This window comes from Kitasatospora mediocidica KCTC 9733 (assembly GCF_000744225.1).
GTDB lineage: Bacteria > Actinomycetota > Actinomycetes > Streptomycetales > Streptomycetaceae > Kitasatospora > Kitasatospora mediocidica.
Genome location: NZ_JQLN01000007.1, coordinates 1534022 through 1550163, shown reverse-complemented (window position 1 = coordinate 1550163; position 16142 = coordinate 1534022). Strand labels below are relative to the sequence as shown.

Below are 16142 nucleotides of genomic sequence, written 5' to 3'. Positions count from 1 at the left end.
GGGCCGCTGGCGGTAGTCCCTGTGGCATGCACGCAGGCCGACCGCCCGGGTGACAGAGCCACGGCCCCTCCTCGCACCGTCGGGGGTGAGCCGCTCGCCGTCCACCCCAATACGGGAGATGCCGCACCAGGTGGCTCATCACCCGTCTGCCCGGCCCGTGCCCTCAGGGGAGGCGGACCGGACCAGACAAGCCGACCGCAAGCCCCATAGGAGACCCCACCGTGAAGAGCGCCGTCGAGACTCTGAACCCGACTCGGGTTCGACTCACCGTCGAGGTGCCCTTCGAGGAGCTCAAGCCCAGCCTCGACGCGGCGTACAAGAAGATCAACCAGCAGGTCTCGGTCCCGGGCTTCCGTAAGGGCAAGATCCCGAACCGCGTCATCGACCAGCGCTTCGGCCGTGCCGCGGTGCTGGAAGAGGCGGTCAACGACGCCCTGCCGCGCTTCTACACGCAGGCCGTCGACGAGGGCAAGATCGAGGTCCTCGGCCAGCCCGACATCACCGACATCGAGGGCGTCGAGCGCCTCGCGGACGGCGGTGACCTCAAGTTCACCGCCGAGGTCGACGTCCGTCCGGAGATCACCCTGCCGGAGTTCGGCGAGATCGAGGTGACCGTCGACCCGATCGTGGTCGAGGACGCCGACATCGACAAGTCCCTGGAGCAGCTGCGCGAGCGCTTCTCCTCGGTCAAGGACGTCGAGCGCGCCGCGGCCGAGGGCGACATCGTCGTCGTCGACCTGGAGGCCAAGGTCGACGGTGAGGTGCCGGAGGACGGCACCGCCACCGGCGTGAGCTACGAGATCGGTTCCGGCAAGCTGCTCGACGGCATCGACGAGGCCGTCATCGGCCTGGAGGCCGGCGGTTCGAAGACCTTCACCACCGAGCTCAAGGGCGGCACCCAGGCCGGCCAGAGCTCCGAGGTGACCGTCACCGTCACCGCCGTCCAGGAGAAGGAGCTCCCCGAGCTGGACGACGAGTTCGCCCAGCTGGCGAGCGAGTTCGACACCCTGGAGGAGCTGCGCGCCGACTCCCGCACGCGCCTTGAGCGCATGAAGGAGTTCGACCAGGCCACCCAGGCCCAGGAGCGCGTGCTGGACGCCCTGCTGGAGAAGGTCGAGATCGAGTACCCGGAGAAGCTTCTCAAGGACGAGGTCGAGACCCGCAAGCACAACCTGACGCACCACCAGCTGGAGCCGATGGGCATGACCCTGGAGGTCTACCTGGCCAGCCAGGACAAGACCGTCGAGGACTTCGAGCAGGAGACCGCGGACCAGGCGAAGAAGGGCATCAAGACCCAGTTCGTGCTGGACGAGATCGTCGCCAAGCACGAGGTCGGCGTCAACCAGGAGGAGCTCACCGAGCACCTCATCCGCCGTGCCGCCGGCTCGGGCATGACGCCCGACCAGTTCGCGCAGCAGATCGTCCAGGGTGGCCAGGTGCCGCTGCTCGTCGGCGAGGTCGCCCGCGGCAAGGCGCTGGCGCTGGTCGTCGAGGAGGCCAAGGTCGTCGACACCAACGGCCTGGAGATCAACTTCGACGAGGACGAGACGGACGAGTCGGCTGACGCCGCCGCGACCGTCGAGGCCGCCGACGAGGCCGCCGACCAGGCCTGAGCAGCCTGCGGTTAGCACACCCCTCGGGGCCCGGACGCCGTTGCGGCGTCCGGGCCCTGCGTGCTCTCCCGACCCGGTGGGCACCTGCGCTCACAGCGAACAGTTCTGCGTGGGGGATGGTGGCGCCCTGCCTGCGCGTTAGGGTCAACGAAAGCAAGCTTTCAACAGCGCGGGCAGGGCGGCCCGACGCGGCCCCGCGCCCGGGATGCCCGCCCCGGTCCCCGTACATGACGTAGTGACGGTCGAACAAGACGGACCGTCCGAATCGACTGAGCAGGTGGCTAAGTGACGTTCCCGCAGATGCAGATGCCTGGCCTGATGACGCCGCGCGCCGCCGGTGGTGACGTGCTCGGCGGCCTGGGCGACCAGGTCTACAACCGGCTGCTCAACGAGCGGATCATCTTCCTCGGCCAGCAGGTCGACGACGACATCGCCAACAAGATCACCGCGCAGCTGCTGCTCCTGGCCGCAGAGCCCGAGCGCGACATCTACCTCTACATCAACTCCCCTGGCGGCTCCATCACCGCCGGCATGGCGATCTACGACACCATGCAGTACATCAAGAACGACGTGATCACCATCGCGATGGGCATGGCGGCCTCGATGGGCCAGTTCCTGCTCACCGCCGGCACCCCGGGCAAGCGCTTCGCGCTGCCGAACGCCGAGATCCTGATGCACCAGCCGTCCGCCGGCCTCGGCGGCTCGGCCACCGACATCCGCATCCAGGCCGAGCAGCTGCTGCGCACCAAGCGCCGGATGTCCGAGCTCATCGCGCAGCACACCGGCCAGACCTTCGAGCAGGTCACCAAGGACTCCGACCGGGACCGCTGGTTCAGCGCCGAGCAGGCCAAGGAGTACGGCCTGATCGACGACATCATGCACAGCGCCGCGGACGTCCCCGGCGGCGGCGGCACCGGCGCAGCCTGAGCGCCCACGCCCCGCATCCCCAGACACGTCGGAACGCATCCGGAGGACAGACCGCAATGAACCTTCCCATCAGCCCCAGCGGCGAGTACCTCGGCGCCCGTGCCGAGGGTCGCTACATCGTCCCGCGCTTCGTCGAGCGCACCTCGCAGGGTGTCCGTGAGTACGACCCGTACGCCAAGTTGTTCGAGGAGCGCATCATCTTCCTCGGCTCGCAGGTGGACGACGTCTCGGCCAACGACATCATGGCCCAGCTGCTCTGCCTGGAGTCGATGGACCCGGACCGCGAGATCCAGATGTACATCAACTCGCCCGGCGGCTCCTTCACCGCGCTGACCGCGATCTACGACACCATGCAGTTCGTGAAGCCCGACGTCCAGACGGTCTGCATGGGCCAGGCCGCCTCGGCCGCCGCCGTGCTGCTCGCGGCCGGTACCCCCGGCAAGCGGATGGCGCTGCCGAACGCCCGGATCCTGATCCACCAGCCCTACACCGAGACCGGCCGCGGCCAGGTCTCCGACCTGGAGATCCAGGCCAAGGAGATCTTCCGGATGCGCGAGCAGCTGGAGGAGATGCTCTCCAAGCACTCCAACCGCGACATCGCCACGGTCCGCGACGACATCGAGCGCGACAAGATCCTCACCGCCGAGGAGGCGCTGGAGTACGGCCTTATCGACCAGATCGTCTCCACCCGCAAGACCTCGCTCATCGGCTGAGACCGACTGCGACCGGTTCCGGCCGGACCGGGGCGGGGCGTACCACGGTGCGCCCCGCCCCGCGACTGCGCGGCCCCGGCCACACCACTCGGCGGCATCTGTTCGGTATCAATTCGCCCAGGGCGTACGGCATAGCTGCCGAAGACGGCGGATTCACCGGCTCGGCAGAGTACCGTCGGATACCGAGACCTAACCGCCGAGTTGGCGGCGCCGGTCCACAGCACCAGGCCCCGGACCCCCGCGGGGCCCCTGGCGAAGGGGAAGCACCTCGTGGCACGCATCGGAGACGGTGGCGACCTGCTCAAGTGCTCGTTCTGCGGCAAGTCGCAGAAGCAGGTGAAGAAGCTGATCGCCGGTCCAGGCGTGTACATCTGTGACGAGTGCATCGACCTCTGCAACGAGATCATCGAGGAGGAACTCGCCGAGACCTCCGAGGTCCGCTTCGAGGAGCTTCCGAAGCCTCGCGAGATCTACGAGTTCCTCGACCAGTACGTGGTCGGCCAGGACCTCGCCAAGAAGGCGCTGGCGGTGGCGGTCTACAACCACTACAAGCGCGTCCAGGCGGGCGAGGCGGGGCGCAGCGGCGGCAACGGCCGCGAGGACGCCATCGAGCTGGCCAAGTCGAACATCCTGCTGCTCGGCCCGACCGGCTCGGGCAAGACGCTGCTGGCGCAGACCCTGGCCCGGATGCTGAACGTCCCGTTCGCGATCGCGGACGCCACGGCGCTGACCGAGGCCGGCTACGTCGGCGAGGACGTCGAGAACATCCTGCTCAAGCTGATCCAGGCGGCGGACTACGACGTCAAGAAGGCCGAGACCGGGATCATCTACATCGACGAGATCGACAAGGTCGCTCGTAAGAGTGAGAACCCGTCGATCACCCGGGACGTCTCCGGCGAGGGCGTGCAGCAGGCCCTGCTGAAGATCCTGGAGGGCACCACCGCCTCGGTCCCGCCGCAGGGCGGCCGCAAGCACCCGCACCAGGAGTTCATCCAGATCGACACCACCAACGTGCTGTTCATCGTGGGCGGTGCGTTCTCGGGTCTGGAGCGGATCATCGAGGGCCGGGCCGGCGCCAAGGGCATCGGCTTCGGCGCGACCATCCGCTCCAAGCGGGAGGTCGACGCCGCGGACCAGTTCCGTTCGGTGATGCCGGAGGACCTGGTGAAGTTCGGGATGATCCCCGAGTTCATCGGCCGGCTGCCGGTGATCACCAGCGTGCACAACCTCGACCGTGAGGCGCTGCTGCAGATCCTCACCGAGCCGAAGAACGCGCTCATCAAGCAGTACCGCAAGCTCTTCGAACTCGACGGTGTCGAGCTGGAGTTCAGCCAGGACGCGCTGGAGGCGATCGCCGACCAGGCGATCCTGCGCGGCACCGGCGCGCGTGGTCTGCGGGCCATCATGGAGGAGGTGCTGATGTCCGTGATGTACGAGGTCCCCTCGCGTCAGGACGTCGCCCGCGTGGTGGTCACCGAGGACGTGGTCTCCAAGCACGCGATCCCGACCCTGGTCCCGCGCGACATGATCAAGCGCGAGCGGCGCGACAAGAGCGCCTGAGCCGCGATCGAGTACGACGAAGGGGGCCCGCGCCGAGTGCGCGGGCCCCCTTCGTCGTCGCGCTGCTACTTGGCGACCACCGCGGCGTCGCGGATGGCGCGGGTCTGCGCCGCGGCCTGGTCGAGCGAGATCGCGCTGCTGCCACCGGTGAGCGAGACCTTGGCGAAGTCCACCGACCCGGCGGTCGAGTGGTTGGCCCAGATGCAGACCGGGACGCTGATCCCGCTGGCGCCGAGCTCCCCGCACTCCATCAGGCCGCCCGCGTCGTGCGGGTCCTTGGCGTCGACGGTGGCCAGCGGCTTGGTCCAGCTTGCACCGTCGGACTTCGTGCTGCTCGCCTTGATGGCGGTCAGCACCGCGTTCGGGTCGCTGATGGTGCCCCACGAACCGCCGAGGTTGACCGTGTCGGTCGCGTCGCCGCCCTTGTTGTAGTTCGCCGAGAGGCTGCCGTCGATCGAGTCGAACCCGTTGATCTTGTCCGAGGAGGTCGGCGGCTTGGACTGCGCCGTCTTCTGCACGTAGCCGCCGGACAGCGACTGCGGCGCGACGATCTTGTACTTGCCCGCGGTCGCGCTGCCGCTGCCGCCGCCGAGCACCTTGTAGGCCGCGAAACCGCCGCCGCCCAGCACCAGCGCGCCGATGACCAGGCCGACCACCAGGCCGCCCTTGCCCTTCGGCGCGGGCGCTGCCGGCTGGTAGCCGCCGAACTGCTGCTGCGGAGCGCCGTACTGCGGCTGCGCGGGCGGCTGGCCGTAGCCGGCCTGCGGTGCGCCGTACTGCGGCGGCGGGGGCTGCTGCCCGTACGTCGGCTGCCCGTAGCCCTGCTGGGGTGCCCCGTACTGCGGGGGCTGCGGAGCGCCGTACTGCGGCTGCGCCGGCGGCTGGCCGTAGGGCGGCTGGCCCTGCGGCGGGTACTGCTGCGGATTCTGCGGCTGTTGGCCCTGGCCGTACATGCTCTGCTGCTCCCCCGCCGCGTGGTGCGGCCTGTGACTGGACTGCCCTTGCCCGTCCGCCCCTGCGCACGAGTACCGGGCACGCTACCGTACGGCCCGGACGGCTGTCCTGAGCGGTTCGGGGGAGGCCGCGGGGACAAATGGAGAAGAGAGCCGTCCCCGGTTACGTAAACTGTGTGCCGTGACCGACAAGACGAACCAGCGCCCCACCGACCACGCGTCCGGGGACAACGTGGCAGCCCTTCCCACCGCCTACGCCCCGGCGGAGGTAGAGGGCGAGCTGTACGAGCGCTGGGTGGAGCGCGGTTACTTCACCGCCGACGCGAAGAGCGACAAGCCCGCGTACACGATCGTCATCCCGCCGCCGAACGTGACCGGTGCCCTGCACCTGGGCCACGCCTTCCAGCACACCCTGATGGACGCCCTGACGCGCCGTAAGCGGATGCAGGGCTTCGAGGCGCTCTGGCTGCCCGGCATGGACCACGCCGGCATCGCCACCCAGAACCGGGTGGAGCAGCAGCTGGCCGAGTCCGGCCTCTCCCGCCACGACCTGGGCCGCGAGGCCTTCGTCGAGAAGGTCTGGGAGTGGAAGGAGAACTACGGCGGCCAGATCCTCGGCCAGATGCGCCGGCTCGGCGACGGTGTCGACTGGTCGCGCGAGCGCTTCACCATGGACGAGGGCCTCTCGCAGGCCGTCCAGACCATCTTCAAGAAGCTCTTCGACGACGGTCTGATCTACCGCGCCGAGCGCATCATCAACTGGTGCCCGCGCTGCCTCACCGCGCTCTCGGACATCGAGGTCGAGCACGAGGACGAGGCCGGCGAGCTGGTCTCGATCCGTTATGGCGACGGCGACGAGTCGATCGTGGTGGCCACCACCCGGGCCGAGACGCTGCTCGGCGACACCGCCGTGGCCGTCCACCCGGACGACGAGCGCTACGCCCACCTGGTCGGCCGCACCATCGCGCTGCCGCTGACGGACCGCCGCATCCCGGTGGTCGCCGACACCCACGTGGACCCGGAGTTCGGCACCGGCGCGGTCAAGGTGACGCCCGCTCACGACCCGAACGACTTCGCCATCGGCCAGCGCCACGGCCTGCCCAACCTGACGGTGATGGACGAGCGCGGCACGATCACCGTGCACGGCCCGTTCCTCGGCCTGGACCGGCACGACGCCCGCGCGGCCGTCGTCGGGGCGCTGCGCGAGCAGGGCCGGATCGTCGACGAGAAGCGCCCGTACATGCACGCGGTGGGCCACTGCTCGCGCTGCCACACCATCGTCGAGCCCCGGCTCTCGCTGCAGTGGTGGGTGAACGTCGCGCCGCTGGCCCAGAAGGCGGGCGACGCGGTCCGCGACGGCCGGGTGCAGATCCACCCGAAGGAGCTGGAGGGCCGCTACTTCAGCTGGGTCGACAACATGCACGACTGGTGCATCTCGCGCCAGCTCTGGTGGGGCCACCGGATCCCGGTCTGGTACGGCCCGGACGGCGAGGTCGTCTGCGTCGGCCCCGACGAGCAGCCGCCGGCCGGCGAGGGCTGGCACCAGGACCCGGACGTGCTGGACACCTGGTTCTCCAGCGGCCTGTGGCCGTTCTCCACGCTGGGCTGGCCCGAGCGCACCCCGGAGCTGGAGAAGTTCTACCCCACCGACGTGCTGCTGACCGGCCACGACATCATCTTCTTCTGGGTCGCCCGGATGATGATGTTCGGCCTGTACGCGATGGACGGTCAGGCGCCGTTCCACACCATCGCGCTGACCGGCCTGGTCCGCGACCAGTTCGGCAAGAAGATGTCCAAGTCCTCGGGCACCGCCGTCGATCCGCTGGACTGGATGGACGCCTACGGTGCCGACGCGGTGCGCTTCACGCTGGCCCGCGGTGCCAACCCCGGCGCGGACGTGCCGATCGGTGAGGACTGGGTCCAGGGCGCGGGCAAGTTCTGCAACAAGATCTGGAACGCCACCCGCTTCGCGCTGATGAACGGCGCCACCGTCCAGGGCCCGCTGCCGGCCCCCGAGGAGCTGACCGCCGCGGACCGCTGGATCCTCAGCCGGCTCAACGCCACCATCGCCGAGGTCGACGCGCTCTACGACGACTACCAGTTCGCCAAGCTCTCCGACGCCCTCTACCACTTCGCGTGGGACGAGGTCTTCGACTGGTACGTCGAGCTCTCCAAGACCACCCTGGGCAAGGGCGGCGCGTCGGCCGACGCCTCGCGCCGGGTGCTGGGCGAGGTGCTGGACCTGACGCTGCGCCTGCTGCACCCGGTGATGCCGTTCGTCACCGAGACGCTCTGGACCACGCTCACCGGCGCCGAGTCCGTGGTGATCGCCGACTGGCCGGTCGCCGACCCGTCCCGCCGGGACGCGGCCGCCGAGGCGGAGATCGCCACCCTCCAGCAGGTGGTCACCGAGGTCCGTCGGTTCCGCACCGACCAGGGCCTCAGCCCGAGCCAGAAGGTCCCCGCGGCCCTGGAGCTGGCCGGCACGGTGCTGGTCGCCCACGAGGACGCGATCCGCTCGCTGGCGCGGCTGTCCGCCGCCGAGGACGGCTTCACGGCGACCGCCTCGCTCCCGGTGGGCGGCGTCACGGTCTCGCTCGACCTGTCCGGCACCATCGACGTCCCGGCCGAGCGCAAGCGCCTGCAGAAGGACCTCGCGGCCGCCGAGAAGGAGAAGACGCAGACGGCCGCCAAGCTCGGTAACGAGGGCTTCCTGGCGAAGGCCCCGGAGGACGTGGTCGTGAAGATCCGCGCCCGCCAGAGCGCCGCCGAGGCCGACATCGAGCGGATCACCGCCCAGCTGGCCGCGCTGCCGCAGGGCTGAGCAGCACCGCAGGGTTGAGCACGACCGTCGGGCCCCGGGCAGTCGCCCGGGGCCCGACGCTTCTCAGCGCTCCTGCCCGGCGGTCGCCTCGACCGCGTAGTCGTACAGGGCGGCGCGGTTGGCCCGGCCGGTCTTCGCCAGCAGGCTCGCCACGTGCTTCTCCACCGTGCGCGGCGAGATGTACAGGCAGCCGGCGATCTCCTGGTTGCCCAGCCGGGAGGCGAGGAGCAGGAACACCTCGTACTCCCGCACGGTCAGGCCCTGTCGGCGCAGCCCGGCCGGGACCCCGTCGGATCCGCTGCGGCGTTGCGGCACACTCGCCCCGGCCCGGCGCAGCAGGTCCCGGCAGGCGCTGGCGACGGCCGGGACGGCGGCGCCGTGGAAGTACTCCTCGGCGGTGCGCAGCCACGGGACGGGGTCACCCCAGTCGTCGGCGAGGGCGGCCTCGGCCACCAGCCGCAGGCCCAGGTTTCGGGCCATCAGGAACGGTTCGGCGGCCTCGCGGGCCTCTTGGACGGCCCGCAGCGCCTGGTCGGCCCGCCCGGCCCGGCCCTCGTGCACCGCGAACGCCAGCCGTTCGAACTGCCGGTTCCAGAGCAGCCCGGCGGCCGGCTCCGCGGCGATCCGCGCGTGCTCGGCCGGATCGGCCCGGCCCTCGATCGCGCGCAGCAGCGGGCGCAGCCCGTAGCTCCCGTTCAGGTAGAAGACGGTCGGGTGCTCCTGCTCCCAGGCGAGCGCGTTGTCCAGCTCGGCGAGCGAGCGCTCGCGGTCCTCCTCCAGGACGGCGCAGATCGCCCGGCAGGTGCCGAAGGCCAGCGGCAGTTGCAGCGAGCGGTCGCCGTCCCAACGGTGGAACTCGGTCAGCTCCTGCTCCATCTCGCGGCGCCGGCCCTGGTGCGCCGCCAGCGCGGCCCGGGTGAGCAGGACGAACTGGTGGTTGTCGACGTTGCGCAGCCGGGCGGTGGCCGCCACACAGCGGTCGGTGAGCTCCCGGGCCGCCGGGTAGGAGCCGCGCAGCACGGCCTGCATGGCCATCGTGGCCTCCGCGCTGTGCATCAGCGCCAGCGCACCCAGCCCCAGGGCCGCGCGGTGCGCCCGCTCCAGCTGGGTGGAGGAGCCGCTGCGCATGAACTCGTTGGCGCCCAGCCGCAGCAGCGCGTCCACCTGCCAGGTGGTCAGCTGGTGGCGGCCGGCCAGTTCGAGGATCCGCTCCAGCTGGGCGTCGGCCCGGTCGAATCCGTGCCGGCGCTCCAGCAGGGCCAGCAACTGCAAGGCCTGACAGGCGACTTCGGGGAGGTCGGCGGCCTCGGCGGCTTCGGCGGCGCGGCGCGCGAGCCGTTCGGCCTGCTCGGTGCGGTCGCCGCCGTCCGGGCCGGGGGCGCCGTCCGGGCCCAGGCTGCCGGCCGGCCGCGGCACCAGGACCAGATGCGCTTCGACCACGTCGATCGCCGGGGTGTGCGACGCGCTGTCGAACCGGCCGAGCAGGCCGCGGACGTAACTCACCCGGGCCGCCGCCTCCTCCAGCCGCAGGGCGGTCACCGCGGCCCAGGCCAGCCGGGTGTGCAGGGCCGCGGAGCGGGCGTCGTCCAGCGCGCCGGGACCGGTCAGCGGGAGCGTGTCGGCCAGGGCCAGCGCCCGGTCCAGCTGCCCGGTCTCGACCAGCGTGTAGACCAGCCGCTCCAGCACCGAGGCGGCCCCCGCGGTGGCCTGCGAGCCGGCCATCAGCTCGTGGGCGCGCTCCAGCAGGGCGACGGCGGAGGCGACCGCACCGCCGTCCAGCGCGGCCCGTCCGGCCTCGGCGAAGAGCAGCCCGGCCGCCCGGGCGTCCCCGGCGGCCAGCCGCAGCACCGCGACCCGCTGGCACCAGTCGCCGGGCAGTCCGGGGTGGGCCCGCTCGATCGCGTCCGCCGCCCGCTGGGCGATCGCGGCGCGTTCCATCGGCAGCAGCCCGGCCAACAGCGCCTCGGTGGTCAGCGCGTGCCGGAACTCGTAGTAGTCGGCCACCGGGCCGCTGGGCGATATGAGTTGGGCGTCGATGCCGGCCCGCAGGTGGACCAGCAGGCTGCGGTCGTCCAGCCCGGTGACCAGTTGCAGGACGGGCAGTGCGAAGCGGCGTCCCAGGACCGCCGCGACGTGCAGGAAGTCGCGGTCGGCCGGGTCGAGCCGGGCGGTCCGCTGGGCGACGCTGTGCACCACGGTGGTCGGTACGTCGATGGCGAGGTCCCCGCAGACCCGCCAGCCGTCGGCGTCGCCGCGCAGCACGTCCGCGCTGACCATCCCGCTGAGCAGTTCCTCGACGACGAACGGGTTGCCCTCGGAGTCCTTGACGAGCTTGTCGGTCACCTCGCGGGGGAGCTGCCCGTCCTGCGCGCCCAGGCAGGATTCGGCCAGCACCCGCACCTCGTCCGCTCCCAGCGGCCGCAACTCGACCGGGGTGGCCGAGCGGCGCCGGCCGGCCGAGCGGGCCAGGTCGCCGGCCGGCCCGCTCTCCGCGCGTAGCGTGACCAGGAGGAAGACCGGCAGGCCGGCGAGGTTGTCGACCAGGTACTCGATGACGGCGAGGGTCTCGGCGTCGGCGTCGTGCAGGTCCTCGATGACCAGCAGACAGCCCGGCTCCTGGCGGGACGTCAGATCATGCCCGACCGCCGCCAGCAGCCGCAGGACGGCCTCGGCCGTCTCCAGTACCGAGGCCCCGGCGGTGGTCGGCGAGCTGCTCCGCCACTCGGGCACCAGCTCGGCCAACGCGGGCCGGTAGGCCATGAGTTCGGGATCCTGCGGCAGCCCGCCGATCCGGAAGAGCGAGAGCAGGGCCTCGGCGACCGGGCGGAACGGCATGGTGGCGCCGGTGGTGCTGCCGCGACCGCGCAGCACCGCCATGCCGTCGGCGAAGGCCCGGAAGGCGCAGGCGGAGGCCAGCCGTGACTTGCCGATGCCCGCGTCGCCGAGCAGGAAGACCGCCCGGCCCTCGCCCCGCCGGGCCGCGGCCAGGCCCGCGTCGAGGTGCGCGAGCTCATCGTCGCGCCCGACCAGCACCGGCGAAGTGATGAGCATGGCCGGAGGCTACCGTCCGAAAAGCGGATCCGCCACGGGGCCGGTGCCGCGGCCCCGCCCGGCCGGGCGGCCGGTGCCGGTCGGGCGAGCCGTCAGGCGGGGCTCGAGACGCTCGTCACGGTCATCTGACTGGCCATCAGCGCCGCGCCCATGGCCAGTCCGCCCAGGCCGGTCAGCAGTGCTGCCCGGCGCAGTGACCGGGTGTTCTCGCCGGTCCGGATCTCTCCGGCGGGGTGGTCGGTGAGCGCACTCTCGCGGGCCTCGGGGTCCTTCCAGGACCTGACCAGTTCGTCGTTGTTCATGCACGTCCTCCTTCGGGCGGTCGCGGCGGGGTCGGCCGCGATCTCGGCTGGGCGGTGCGGGGTCGCGGCCCAGTCAGGTGTTCGGTGACTGCAGAAGCAGTACCGAGGGTATCCGGGCACCGAAGCCGAGCCGCAACAGCCCGTGTCCGATGCCCGCCAGGCCGGTGAGCAGCCCGGGACTGCTCACCCCGTCGGGGGTGCCGCAGCGCGGGCCGAAGCGGTCGAGCGAGGCCAGCAGGGCGCCGGCCCGGGCGACGGCCGGTCCGGGCAGGCCGGGGCCGCCGCCCGAGACGGTCAGCAGCAGTTCCAGCCGCCCCAACTCACCATGGCACAGGCTGTGGTTGGGCAGCGGGCCCGGCGCGGCGAGACCGGCCGTGGCCTGCTTCAGGTGGGCGGCCAGCTCGGGGTCGGCCGCCGCCGCACCGCTGTCGGCCAGCGCCAGGGCGGCGCCGGTCAGGCCCTGGCACCAGCTGGTGTCGACGCCCGGCAGCGGCGCCGGGCGGCGGCCGACAGCGTGGGACAGCCGGAGCAGGCCGGCCTCGGCGTAGGCGGGTCCGCCGCCGGCCTCGGCGAACCGCAGCAGGGCCCAGCCGATGCCGGCCGAGCCGTCGGCGAAGCCGGTCGACGCGGGCTCGTCGGCCGGCCGGGCCAGGAGCCGGCGGGCGCACTCCTCGGCGGTGGCGGCCGCCAGCGGGAGCGCGCTCGTCCGGTGCACGGCGAGCATCGCGGCCAGGCAGCCGGCCAGGCCGGTCAGCACACCGGTGTCCGGGAGACCGGCGTCGTCCTGGCCGCTCGGTTCGAGCCGGACGCCGAGCGCGGTGAGCCGGACCGCCTCGACGGCCCACTCGGCGATCTCCCGGTCCGCCAGCAGGCCGGCCAACTGGCTGAGCGCGTAGGCGATTCCGCCGAGTCCCTCGAAGCCGCCGCAGCCGACGGCGGACAGGTGCTCGGGGTGTGCGGCGAGCGTGGCGAGCACCTCGGGGATCGGCTGCAGCGCACGGCGGGCCACCGCCGCGTACCGCTCGGTCCCGGTCAGACCGGCGAGTTGGGCGAGGAAGAGCGCGGTGCCGCAGTAGCCGCCGGCCAGGCCCGCGCCCTGCGGCAGGATCGCCCAGTGCTGCTGCTCGATCGCCTCCAGGGTCAGCCAGTTGACCCGGCGGCGGTCGTCGTGGGCACCGGCGAGGATCTGGTCGGCGATCCCGCAGGCGGCGGCCAGCAGGTGTTCGGGGTCGGGGACGACGGCCTCGCGGTGGACCGGCAGGACGGGCCCGGGCCGGTGGGTGGCGTCGGTGTTGCGGGTGGCGAGGGCCGCCCGGATGATCCACTCCTGGTCGTACCGGTCGGTCCGGCCCATCTCGCCGAGCCGGCGGACGACCCGGTCGAGGCCGCTCTCGGCGTAGCCGGCGTCGGTGGGCCGGCCGGCGATGCTCGGCGTGCCCGCCGCCGGGTGCCCGGCCAGCAACGGGATGTCGCCGGCCCACAGTTCGCCGAGTTCGGCGGGGACCAGCGGCCAGCGGGCCGGGTCGCCGGCCGACTCGCGCCACAGCTGGTCGAGCAGGCGGTCCCGGTCGAGCGCGTCGCGCAGCACGTCGGGGTGGGTCGACTCGTCCAGCAGGGCGGCGTAGAGCCGGGTGTTGCGGGCCACCACCCGGGTCCGGTCCGCCGCGAACCGGGCCAGCAGGCCTTCCGGGCCGGTGAGTTCGGACCGGTGCGCGGTGATCGTGTCGTAGCCGGTCCGGAACCCGGCGAGCAGTGACTCGGTGTGCGCCGCCGGATCGGCGTCGCGGCCGTCCAGCCGGGGGCGGTTGGCGGCTCCGGCGAACACCGCCGGCGTCCGGACCAGGTGCATCTCATCGGTCGCCGGGGCGCTCCAGGCCACCGCGTCGACCGGCAGCGGCGCGCCCTTGTCCCCGCCCAACGCCGAGACGTCCCAACCGCCGTGGTCGCCGACCAGCAGGTGCGGCAGCAGCGCGATCCGGTACACCGAGGACTCCAGGGCCCGCCGCGCCGGGTCGGCCGCCAGCTGGTCGGGCAGCGCGAGGACCGGGTGGAAGAGCGTCTCCAGGTCCACCAGCACCGGCTGGTCCGCGCAGGCGATCAGGTTCTCGTGGTGGATGTCGGTGCCGCCCAGGGTGTGCAGCAACGCGAGCAGTACGCCGAGCCGGTGGTAGAAGAGCTCGACCTGCGCGGCCTCCTCGCACGGCCGGGCGCTGACGAACTCCGCCCAGCCGTACGCGGCCCGCTCCAGCACCGCCAGGGTCCGCAGGCCGAGCCCGGGCAGCCGGGCGTTGAGCCAGTGGACGGTGTCGTTGAAGTGCCCGTGCACGCCGAGCGGGCGCGGCTTGTAGACCAGCCGCGCGCCGGAGGCGAAGCCGAGCACCGCCACCGCGCGGCCGCGCTGGTGGCTGTCCCCGACGCCCGCGTCGATCCCGGTCAGCCGCCCGGCGTCGGCGGGCAGCAGGCCGCCGCGCAGCAGCGCGTCGCGGTCGGCGCACAGCCGGGTCAGCAGCTCCGTCCAGGCCGCCACCGCGTGCTCGCAGGTCTGCGCCAGCAGCCGGGCCAGCACGGCGTATTCGGTGAGCAGCGCGGTCAGTCCGGCGCGCTCGCGGGACTGCCGGACGAAGTCGGCGAAGCGCTCCTCGGGGGTCTGGCCGGCCAGCCGTCCGGTCACCCGCAGGACGTTCAGTTCGAGCACCAGGGTCCGCCGGGCCAGCCGGACCAGTGCCGCGGCCAGCCGCTCGGTGAAGCAGGCCCGGACGGCCCGCAGGTCGGCGATCCGCTGGGCGCCGGCCCGGCGTGCCGCGACGACCAGGCGGTCGGCGGCCTCCTCGGTGAACGGCGCGAGGACGGCGGCGAAGCCCTCGTCCCAGCTCCCGCAGGTCGCCGCGGGGGTGAGCCGCTCCGGGGTGGCGGCCAGCACCCGGTCGGCGGTCCTGGCCCACCCGGGCCGGTCGATCCGTGCGGCCAGGGCCGCCGGGTCCTCGTCCAGCAGCGCGCGCAGCCCGTCCTCGGTCAGGCCGTCCTCGGCCAGCCGGGCCTTGAACAGGCCCTCCTCGGCGGCGAAGTCCTCCCGCCAGCGCTGGAGACGGCGGTCCGCCCGGCGCTGCCCGGCCGGCAGGTCGTCGGGCCGCGCGGTCGTCGGGCACCCCAGCCGTTCGGCGAGTGCCACCCCTCGGCTCCACCAGGGCGGCATCCCCTGCTGCCGGTCGTTGTCGGAGGCCCCCGCGATGTTCATGGTCGAGACAATGCCATCGATGGGGACGGACGACATGGGGGACGGCCCCCATGTTCCGCCCACCGCGGCGCCGGTGTCCGGCCGGCTTGGGTGTGCCGGTGAGAATCTGGGGGCCGGACCCCATGGGAAGCCGGTCGGCGGGGATCCAAGCTCGGGGTATGAATTCGAACGTGGTTGAGGTGGGGATCAACGTTCTGGGACCGGTCGAGGCGACGGTCCGCGGCGCCCGGGCGCCGCTGGGCGGCCGTCGGCCCAAGGCCGTGCTGGTGGCGCTGCTGCTGGCGCGCGGCCGGCTGGTCGGCGAGGAGCAGATCATCGACGCGGTCTGGGAGGGCCGGCCGCCGGACAAGCCCCGGCAGACCTTGCACACCTATGTCGCGGACCTGCGGCGCGCGCTGGAGCCGGACCGCCGGGCCCGCCAGCAGTCCACCGTGCTGGTGCGGCACGCCGCGGGCTACGCGCTGGCCGTGCGCTCGGAGGCGGTGGACACCCACCGGTTCGTCACGGAGGCCGCGTCGGCCGCCGCGGCCTCCGCCGCCGGCCGGCCGGAGGAGGCGCTGGCCGGTGCCGACCGGGCGCTGGACCTGTGGACCGGGCCGCCGTTCGCCGAACTGGCCGACGCCCGCTTCGTGCGCGCCGAGATCGCCCGGCTGATGGAGTGGCGCTCGCTCGTTCGCGAGGTGCGGGTGGCGGCCTGCCTGGCCCTGGGCGACCACCGGGTCACCCTGGTCGAGAGCGAGGCGCTGACCACCGACTACCCGCTGCGGGAGTCGGGTTGGGCGCTGCGGGCGCTGGCGCTCTACCGCTGCGGCCGACAGGCCGAGGCCCTGGCCGCGCTGCGCGAGGCCCGCCGGGTGCTGCGCGACGAACTCGGCGTCGACCCCGGCCCCGAACTCGCCTCCCTCACCGGCCGGGTGCTCGCGCACGACCCCGGCCTGCAGTGGCGGGCCTGAGCGCGGGTGGC

10 protein-coding genes are annotated in these 16142 nt (G+C 72.7%); 6 read left to right on the top strand and 4 right to left on the bottom strand.

Translation table 11 applies throughout. From position 1 onward, the window contains the following. The first annotated feature begins 221 nt into the window (after window positions 1-221). From tig to clpX, 4 genes are all read left to right on the top strand, one after another. Window positions 222-1613: a trigger factor gene (gene tig / locus BS80_RS37070; RefSeq protein WP_035806209.1), complete on the top strand. Its 1392-nt coding sequence runs from the start codon at window positions 222-224 to the stop codon at window positions 1611-1613. 306 nt (window positions 1614-1919) lie between these two features. Then, entirely contained in the window at window positions 1920-2540 is a 621-nt protein-coding gene (locus BS80_RS37065) for an ATP-dependent Clp protease proteolytic subunit (protein ID WP_051967754.1), read from the top strand. A gap of 56 nt (window positions 2541-2596) precedes the next feature. Beyond that, the gene (locus tag BS80_RS37060; protein WP_035806207.1) at window positions 2597-3253 is read left to right on the top strand and encodes an ATP-dependent Clp protease proteolytic subunit; all 657 of its coding nucleotides are present in this window, start codon (window positions 2597-2599) and stop codon (window positions 3251-3253) included. 270 nt (window positions 3254-3523) lie between these two features. Continuing rightward, complete coding sequence (gene clpX, locus BS80_RS37055) at window positions 3524-4813, top strand: ATP-dependent Clp protease ATP-binding subunit ClpX (protein WP_035806205.1); 1290 nt, start codon at window positions 3524-3526, stop codon at window positions 4811-4813. A 65-nt stretch (window positions 4814-4878) separates the two neighbouring features. On the opposite strand, the gene BS80_RS38420 is transcribed toward clpX, so the two are convergent. Beyond that, a complete protein-coding gene (locus tag BS80_RS38420; protein WP_051967678.1) occupies window positions 4879-5766 on the bottom strand; it encodes a hypothetical protein in 888 nt (295 codons plus the stop codon). A gap of 181 nt (window positions 5767-5947) precedes the next feature. On the opposite strand from BS80_RS38420, the gene BS80_RS37045 reads away from it, so the two are divergent. Beyond that, window positions 5948-8590: a valine--tRNA ligase gene (locus BS80_RS37045; protein WP_035806204.1), complete on the top strand. Its 2643-nt coding sequence runs from the start codon at window positions 5948-5950 to the stop codon at window positions 8588-8590. Window positions 8591-8653: 63 nt separating this feature from the next. Here BS80_RS37045 and BS80_RS37040 read toward each other — a convergent pair whose 3' ends face one another. From BS80_RS37040 to BS80_RS37030, 3 genes are all read right to left on the bottom strand, one after another. Beyond that, window positions 8654-11641: a helix-turn-helix transcriptional regulator gene (locus BS80_RS37040; RefSeq protein WP_035806201.1), complete on the bottom strand. Its 2988-nt coding sequence runs from the start codon at window positions 11639-11641 to the stop codon at window positions 8654-8656. A gap of 92 nt (window positions 11642-11733) precedes the next feature. After that, entirely contained in the window at window positions 11734-11943 is a 210-nt protein-coding gene (locus BS80_RS37035) for a hypothetical protein (protein ID WP_035806199.1), read from the bottom strand. Window positions 11944-12016: 73 nt separating this feature from the next. Next, window positions 12017-15178 carry a type 2 lanthipeptide synthetase LanM family protein gene (locus BS80_RS37030; RefSeq protein WP_232246784.1) on the bottom strand — a complete coding sequence of 1054 codons (3162 nt, stop codon included), beginning with the start codon at window positions 15176-15178 and terminating at the stop codon, window positions 12017-12019. A 158-nt stretch (window positions 15179-15336) separates the two neighbouring features. Here BS80_RS37030 and BS80_RS37025 point away from each other — a divergent pair, with 158 nt between their 5' ends. Next, window positions 15337-16131, top strand: coding sequence for an AfsR/SARP family transcriptional regulator (locus tag BS80_RS37025; protein WP_198045708.1), 795 nt, complete (start codon window positions 15337-15339; stop codon window positions 16129-16131). Window positions 16132-16142 lie beyond the last annotated feature (11 nt).

What these genes read in the sequence shown, in the direction of transcription:
- BS80_RS37065 (WP_051967754.1), top strand. Translation starts at nt 1,920, where the DNA reads ATGCCTGGCCTGATGACGCCGCGCGCCGCCGGTGGTGACGTGCTCGGC.
- BS80_RS37040 (WP_035806201.1), bottom strand. Translation starts at nt 11,641, where the DNA reads ATGCTCATCACTTCGCCGGTGCTGGTCGGGCGCGACGATGAGCTCGCG.
- BS80_RS37035 (WP_035806199.1), bottom strand. Translation starts at nt 11,943, where the DNA reads ATGAACAACGACGAACTGGTCAGGTCCTGGAAGGACCCCGAGGCCCGC.
- BS80_RS37025 (WP_198045708.1), top strand. Translation starts at nt 15,337, where the DNA reads ATGAATTCGAACGTGGTTGAGGTGGGGATCAACGTTCTGGGACCGGTC.
- BS80_RS37030 (WP_232246784.1), bottom strand. Translation starts at nt 15,178, where the DNA reads ATGAACATCGCGGGGGCCTCCGACAACGACCGGCAGCAGGGGATGCCG.
- BS80_RS37060 (WP_035806207.1), top strand. Translation starts at nt 2,597, where the DNA reads ATGAACCTTCCCATCAGCCCCAGCGGCGAGTACCTCGGCGCCCGTGCC.
- BS80_RS38420 (WP_051967678.1), bottom strand. Translation starts at nt 5,766, where the DNA reads ATGTACGGCCAGGGCCAACAGCCGCAGAATCCGCAGCAGTACCCGCCG.